Here is a 7,810-nt window from a genome sequence, read left to right on the forward strand (position 1 = left end):
TGTATTCAGTTTTTTTAATTAACTGGCCTGCTGCGTTACTTTCCGCAATAACGCTTCCAAGCAGATCCGTATGCACATAAATTATGGTGGCGCTGGTATTGATATTCAGTTTGGGTGACCAGTCAGAACATTGACCGGAGGCATTACAGGCACGCACCTGATAGCCATAATGGTTGGCTGCGGAAATAGCACCAAATTGATGTTGACGGACGGTGCCTTTATTAATTTCTACCTGCCAGACACCGTTAACACTTTGCCGGATACGATAGCTGCTGGCGCCAAGCACCGCCTCCCAGCTGGTTGAAATGGTGTTTGAGCCCAGGGTCGCACGTAATCCAGCAGGGGCAACGGGCACAGTAACAACTGGGGGAGGTGCTGTCGGGCCGACAAGGATTTCAGCAGTCGCCGTTGACCAGAACGAGCAGGTATTTGCAACGGTGCATGCCCGCACCTGATATTGATAACGTGACCCCGCTGCAACGGAAAAAGCACGCTGCCGCAAGCTTCCGGTATTCATTTCTGGCTGCCAGCTACCGTTAACTCTTTGCCTGATCCGATAAGAGCTGGCACCGGATACCGCAGACCAACTGGTGCTGATATTACTGGCAGATAACACTGCACTCAAATTGGCAGGAATTGCCGGCACTGTCGCCTCTGGCGGTTCTCCACAATTCGTTGCCGTGACTAAGTCGGCAAAGGGTATACAAGCAGGTGAAATCGTTTTATCAGTTAACGGCGTCTGATCAGCACTTAGTACCGGCAAAGTATTAAGCATAGCGCTCGAGGCAATAATACCCAGAACAGGACTAAAAGTTTTCATATTAACTCCAAGTCATCCGTATTAACTTGAAGTTAAATATAATGATTCAAAAAGTCAAATTTAAGATTTATTATTTTTATAATAAATAAAAATAAATACCATATATTTTATGAAAAATTTTCCTAAGCAGTATTTTATTGACTAATTATCCGCAAAAACACGCTAGGGTCAGGCCTTGCATTTTGCGTTAAACAACAAAGTTGTTAACAGATGCAAAAAGCAAGGCCTGACCCCCGAGGTTTTGTTGCCCTGGGGGGCTCGGGGGAAGGGTTACAGGCGTAGATCGGAGTCGCTGGCGTTGAGCAGGTATTTGAGATCGTAAATTACGCTGCTGGTTTTGCCCAGGGCGCGAATGCCGGCGGCGCCGATTTGTCGGAACTGCTGGTGAGCAACTGCCAGGATAATAACATCGTATTGGCCAGCCTGCAGGCTGTCGATGGGGGTGATGTCGTATTCATGCTGAGCCTGAGCAGGGTCGACCCAAGGATCGTACACATCCGCGTTGATGCCATATTCTGACAGTTCACTTAAAATGTCGACCACCTTAGTATTGCGGATATCAGGGCAGTTTTCTTTAAAGGTTAACCCCATTACCAGCGCCCGGGCTCCGGTAACGTGAATATTGCGGGAAATCATGGCCTTGACCAGCTGGCTAACCACATAGCTTCCCATGCTGTCGTTAATGCGCCGGCCGGCTAAGATCACTTCAGGGTGATAGCCAATAGACTGTGCTTTGTGTGTTAAATAATAAGGGTCGACACCAATGCAATGGCCTCCTACCAGGCCGGGCCTGAAGGGTAGAAAGTTCCATTTGGTACCCGCTGCGAGCAACACCTCTTCCGTGTCTATGCCCAGTTTATTGAAGATCACCGCTAATTCGTTGATTAAGGCAATATTTAAGTCGCGCTGGGTGTTTTCAATGACTTTAGCGGCTTCAGCAACCCGGATGCTGCTGGCTTTATAAGTGCCGGCAGTAATAATGCTGCCGTACAGGCTATCAACAAAATCGGCTATAGCGGGAGTTGAACCCGAGGTGACTTTTTTAATGGTGGTGACGCGGTGCTCTTTGTCACCCGGGTTAATCCGCTCCGGGCTGTAACCGGCATAAAAATCAATATTGTACTTCAGGCCCGATACCCGCTCGATAACGGGTATACAGTCTTCTTCTGTGGCGCCCGGGTATACCGTGGATTCAAAAATAACAATGTCGCCTTGTTTCACTACTTTGCCAAGGGTTTCTGACGCCCGGATCAGCGGCGTTAGATCAGGCCGCCGGTGCTGATCTATTGGCGTGGGTACCGTGACAATATAGACATTAGCACTGGCGAGATCGGTTAACTGATGGCTGAAACTCAGCTGTTTGGCCTCAGCGAGTTCGGCTGAGCTGACTTCCAGAGTATGATCGTTACCCCCCAAAAGTTCGGTTACCCGCGCCTGATTGATATCAAACCCCAGGGTCGGATAATGTTTGCCAAATTCCACCGCCAGCGGCAGCCCAACATAGCCTAAACCGATAATGGCCAGCTTAGTGTCAGTTAATTGCAGTGTATGTGCTTGATGCATGTTACGAATTCCTTTTCATCTTAGCTTTAATTTGTGGTCAGCTGTTACTGGCAGCATTGGCAGTCTGGTTATTGGCAATGTACCAGGGCATGGCCAGCGCCAGGCCGGCGTCGATTCGATACTCTGGCTGATAGCCAATCAGCGGCCCGGCTTTACTGATATCGGCTTGCGAGTGTCGTACATCTCCGGCTCTGAAATCTTTATATTGCGGGGCCAGGCTATAATGCACGCCATTAGCCGCCAGCTTATCTGCAATGGCCGCATATAATTGATTAAGCGTGGTTCTGTCACCCAGGGCAACATTAACCACTTCACTCTGTGTCAGCGGCGCCAGCGCGGCCTTCAGGTTGGCTTGCACCGCATTGGCAACAAAACAAAAATCGCGGCTGGTTTCACCGTCGCCGTTAATAGCTACGGCTTGATTGGCAATCATCGCAGCTGTCCATTTCGGGATGACTGCGGCATAGGCGCCCGCCGGATCTTGTCTTGGCCCAAAGACATTAAAATAACGCAAGCCAATACTATGAAAGCCATAGCTGCTGGAAAACACATCAGCATATAACTCATTGACATATTTAGTGATGGCATAGGGTGATAATGGCTTGCCTATGTGCTGCTCTACTTTCGGTAGCGCCGGATGATCGCCATAGGTAGAACTGGAAGCGGCGTAAACAAAGCGTTTTACTGAGGCATCCCGGGCAGCCAGCAGCATGTTTAAAAAGCCGCTGATATTTACCGCATTAGTGGTAGCCGGATCGGCCAGTGAACGGGGAACTGAGCCCAATGCTGCCTGATGCAGCACATAATCAACACCTTCGCAGGCTTGCTGGCAATGCTCAGGGTTGCGGATATCGCCCTGAATAAAACTAAAGCGTTGCCATTGTGCCGGGCTCACCAGGGCCTGCACCTGATCTAGGTTACGTTGATAACCGGTGGCGAAATTATCCAGCCCAACAACAAATTGATCCGCTTTTAGCAAAGCTTCCAGCAGATGAGAGCCAATAAAGCCAGCACAGCCTGTTACCAGCCAGCGGGCCGGCGTCGCACCAAATTGGCTGCTTTGATAATGATAAATGTCCATGTCGATATCCTTATGCGCAATGTAAAGTCGCTATTGCGTAACGCTGACTGCGGCGGTCCCTGCAGCTTAATTATGTTTATCATAACGCGAAAAAAGCCTGAATACCTATAGCAAAATACGTTTCCCGCTGATTTATTATGCAGCAAAGCAACTGGCACACTATCAATGACGCAGTTAGCTCTGCGCTGTATATTGCACCGGCTGCTATGCTCGGTTAGAGTGAGCCTGCGACATAATAACAATAACTATGAGCCTAACTTATGCCTCAACCCTCTTATAACAATTTGGCCAACCCGGCCCAGTTACCGCAACCAACGCCATTTCATCGCTGGCTTGTGCTACTTTTTGTTAGCCTGGCCATGTTTGGCAATTACTATGTTTATGATTCGTTGGGTCCGGTACTGGATTTGCTGCAAAACGATCTGGGATACAGTAACAAGCAAACGGGTTTTTTAATTTCGATATACAACATTGGTGCTATTTGCGCTTTGTTAATTGGCGGCATTATTATTGACCGTTACGGCACAAAACGTGCGCTGTTACTCTTTGGCAGTATTTGCTTGTTGGGCGCAATTGTTACCGCACTAAGCCCACGCTATGAAGTCATGGCCAGTGGTCGTTTACTGCTTGGTCTTGGCTCTGAGCCATTAATAGTGGCTGCCACAACAGTATTGGCTAAGTGGTTTAAAGGTAAAGAATTAAGCTTTGCTTTTGGCATAAATTTGTCATTATCACGCCTGGGCTCGGCCTCAGCAGATTGGTCTACCAGTTTTGCCAGCCCTTTATACACTAATTGGCAAGACCCATTATGGTTAGCCACCGCCTTTGCTGGTATTTCTGTCACTGCAGCCATGCTGTACTGGCTTCAGGAAAAACGCTGCGAAGGTCGCTTTAGCCTGGGTATCCCTGAGCAAACAGACAAACTTAAGTTCAAAGAGTTATTTTTGTTTGGCCAACGTTACTGGTTTATTGTGGCCTTGTGCGTGGTGTTTTACTCAACTATTTTCCCGTTTCGTACTTTCGCCATCATGTATTTTCAGGAAGCACATGGTTTGGCGCGTGAAGCCGCGGGCATGCTTAACAGTATGATGATGGTATCCGCTATTATTGCCACACCGCTGTTTGGCTTGTTGATTGATAAAGTAGGCAAGCGTGGACTCTTTATGACCATCGGCTGTGTAATGATGCTGCCACTATTTTTGGCTGTCACTTACCTTCCGGCGGGTGAGCCTGTTATGGTATTTGGCAGTGCCATACCCCTTACGTTATTACTGATTATGTTACTGCTTGGCTGTGTGTTTTCGCTGGTACCGGCAGCAATGTGGCCCTCAGTGGCTTACACCGTTGACCCCAGACGTCTTGGTACGGCTTACGCCACTATGACCTTATGCCAACAGTTTGGTTGGGCTATAGTGCCGCCTGTCATTGGTTTTTTAAACGATATGAACCAAGCCAGTGCAGACAATATCGCTGGCTATGCCCCGGGCATGTGGTTTTACACTGGCTTAGCCGTTACTGGTCTGATTTTTGCGTTATTGCTATGGCGCCACGAAAACAGAGGCATGGCGCAGCCAGGCACCCCGACACAGACGGCAGCTGAGCACCAGCACCCAGGTTAACACCACCACTTAAATTAAATTTTGCCCCCTTCTAAAGCCAGGGGGGCATTTTTCATGCTAAGCGCTAAAGTATTGCCCTCCCTTGCCGATAACTCAGTTAAGCATAATTATATCTAAGCTGGCGATCTGCTGTACTGCTATGCTTTATTGTTAATCGTTAAGCCAGCGTTTATTTAACAGCATAAGGTGAGCACAATGGCCATTACTCCGAGCAACAACACGCCGCCGGTAGCAAACAGCACTGCGCAAGCAAAAGCCAACAGCAATTCGGCATTAAACCGCCCTGATGCTGCGACTAGCGGCAATGCCATCAGCCAGGCCGCTAAAGCGAAACAGGCACAAAATGCGGCCATCCTGGCTGCCAATGAAAAGGTGTCGATTAGCAGCAACAACAATTCGTTAAGTCTGCTGTATAAAACGGCGCTCGCAGGTATTAATAAAGAACTCGAGCCCATTTTTGGTGAAAACGCCGCGCAAAAAATTTATGACTCCGGCATCGACACCTCGCCTGAAGCCACTGCTGAGCGCATTGTCGCCTTTGCCACTAATTTTTATGGCCGCTACAAAGAGCTGAACCCGGGTAAAACGGAAGAAGACACCCTGGATAGTTTTTTAAAGGTAATAGGTGGTGGTATCGAAAAAGGCTTTGCCGATGCCAAGGATATTTTAAAAGGCCTGCAGGTATATGAAGGCGAAGTGGAAAGCGGTGTCGATAAAACCTATCAGCTGGTAATGCAGGGTATTGCGGTTTTTCGCGAAAGAATGCTGGAAATAAGCCAAATAGCCGCTGAGGGCAGCAACGAGCCAGCGTGAACTGGCTCGTAATGCTATTTAAAGCGCTAACTTAATTCACTGGGCAGCGAAGCAACCTGCTCTATACGGGTAACCAATAGCTGGTCAATTTTGTAGCTGTCAATGTCAACCACTTCAAATTTGTAGCCACTGTGCAGCACAAAATCGGTGCGTTTCGGTATTTTTTTCAGACTGTACATCATAAAACCGGCGATGGTTTCATAGGCCTGTGGATTTGGAAAATTGTCGATATCCAGCACCCGCATCACATCGGCCAGCGGGGTTAAGCCCTCTACCAGCCAGGAGTTATGATCACGTTTTACGATTTGCTCTTCTTCTGAGCTCACCAGCTCGCCCATGACAATGCTCATTACATCTTTAAGGGTAATAATGCCCACCACCATCGCGTACTCGTTCATGATGATGGCAAAATCGACGCCACTGGATTTAAAATGCGCCAGCACTTCGTATAGCGACAAGGTATCGGGGATCATTAACGGCGGACGAACTACGCCCTCTTTTTTTAATGAAATAGGCTGGTTATGCAACACCTGCATTAAAATATCGCGGGTGTCGACATAGCCCACCACCCGGTCTAGCACCTCGTCACAGACAATAAATTTAGCATGCGGGTGCTCAGCAATTTTCGCTTTTATGCTGTCTTGCCCTTCGCTGCTGGTAAAAAAAATCACGCCCTCGCGGGGTGTCATGGCCGAGGTGACAGTGCGTGATTCCATATCAAACACGTTTTCCAGCAGCTGATGCTCATGTTGCTGCAACACACCCGCCTGAGCACCGGCATCCATCATCGCCATAATATCTTCAGGGGTAATATCGTCTTTACGCATGGTCGGCACTTTAAACCAGCTAAAAAACAAATTGGCCAGGCCGTTAAACAGCCAGACCAGGGGTTTTAGCAGCATTAACAACCACAACATCGGGCTGACGATACGCACCGCGATATTTTCTGGTGAAATCATCGCCAGCCGCTTGGGCATCAAATCGGCAAACAAAATAAACAGTGACGTGACAAAAAACACTGATAAACCAAAGGCCACGGCCGGGATCCAACTGCCATCCCAAACCAGGCTTAACAGCTCAGCAAAATAAGGGGTAAAGGCTGACTCACCCAAAATGCCACCTAAAATGGCTACTGCATTTAAACCAATCTGCACCACGGTAAAAAAGTTACCCGGGTTATCCTGCAACATCAGTACTTTTTCAGCGCGGCTATCGCCTTCTGTTGCCAGCATCCGCAGCCGCATTTTTCGTGATGCGGCCAGCGCAATTTCTGACACCGAAAAAAACGAGCTGGCAGCAACCAACAATAACATCAGCAATAAATATTCCAGAGTTGTCATGGTAAAACGCAGTATCCGTTGGCATCTAGTAATCAGCAGTATAACGGTTTTTTATGACAGTGAATGCTAAGCAACTGAAATTATTCAATCATACATAGTAACTGGACATGTTTTCACGTATATTTTTTAGGCATAATGCGCTAGGGTTGGTATATCATTTAGACGAGATGTTATTCATGGTTTTTCTGCAAGGGTTCAAAAAAATCGCTACGTTATTTTTTTGCTTCATACTAACTGTAAGCAGTTATGCCTTTGCGGAAATTAACTATGAGCAGCAATTAGACCAGTATGTCAGACTAATGCAAACTGATAGCGAGGCAGCAAAGGCGTTACTGCAAAAGCTTCACGACTCGATATCCCCTACTACCCCCCTTTCCAGTAAAGCTCGCTTACTAAGTTACATAGCCACTGATGCAAGGTTTGACCGAAATGAGCAACTGGTTGATGACTCTCTTGCCCGCTTGCTCGCCCTTGCTGAACAAACTGATGACAATGACACCCTTGCAGAAATTTATGCCACAGAATTAGACATTTTGTTAGGCCGCCAACAGATTACCGAAGCTATTTTAAAAGC

Annotated in this window: 6 protein-coding genes and 1 pseudogene; 3 read left to right on the top strand and 4 right to left on the bottom strand. The window is 47.8% G+C overall.

From position 1 onward, the window contains the following. The 3 genes from V7D78_RS15100 to V7D78_RS15110 all read right to left on the bottom strand — a co-directional run. On the bottom strand, positions 1-820 hold an 820-nt coding region (locus V7D78_RS15100; protein ID WP_333609287.1), incomplete at its 3' end, for a hypothetical protein. Between the two features lie 270 nt (positions 821-1,090). Continuing rightward, a complete protein-coding gene (gene tviB, locus V7D78_RS15105; RefSeq protein WP_333609288.1) occupies positions 1,091-2,383 on the bottom strand; it encodes a Vi polysaccharide biosynthesis UDP-N-acetylglucosamine C-6 dehydrogenase TviB in 1,293 nt (430 codons plus the stop codon). Between the two features lie 37 nt (positions 2,384-2,420). Next, positions 2,421-3,464 carry an SDR family oxidoreductase gene (locus V7D78_RS15110; protein ID WP_333609289.1) on the bottom strand — a complete coding sequence of 348 codons (1,044 nt, stop codon included), beginning with the start codon at positions 3,462-3,464 and terminating at the stop codon, positions 2,421-2,423. A 260-nt stretch (positions 3,465-3,724) separates the two neighbouring features. On the opposite strand from V7D78_RS15110, the gene V7D78_RS15115 reads away from it, so the two are divergent. Further along, positions 3,725-5,083 carry an MFS transporter gene (locus V7D78_RS15115; protein WP_333609290.1) on the top strand — a complete coding sequence of 453 codons (1,359 nt, stop codon included), beginning with the start codon at positions 3,725-3,727 and terminating at the stop codon, positions 5,081-5,083. A gap of 195 nt (positions 5,084-5,278) precedes the next feature. After that, positions 5,279-5,896: a DUF5610 domain-containing protein gene (locus V7D78_RS15120; protein ID WP_333609291.1), complete on the top strand. Its 618-nt coding sequence runs from the start codon at positions 5,279-5,281 to the stop codon at positions 5,894-5,896. Positions 5,897-5,922: 26 nt separating this feature from the next. Here V7D78_RS15120 and V7D78_RS15125 read toward each other — a convergent pair whose 3' ends face one another. After that, on the bottom strand, positions 5,923-7,236 hold the full coding sequence (locus tag V7D78_RS15125; protein WP_333609292.1) for a hemolysin family protein: 1,314 nt from the start codon (positions 7,234-7,236) through the stop codon (positions 5,923-5,925). A gap of 107 nt (positions 7,237-7,343) precedes the next feature. On the opposite strand from V7D78_RS15125, the pseudogene V7D78_RS15130 reads away from it, so the two are divergent. After that, positions 7,344-7,810: pseudogene (locus V7D78_RS15130) on the top strand (hypothetical protein); the annotation flags it as partial.

Origin of the sequence: Arsukibacterium sp. (assembly GCF_036735525.1) — a bacterium.
Lineage (GTDB): Bacteria > Pseudomonadota > Gammaproteobacteria > Enterobacterales > Alteromonadaceae > Alishewanella.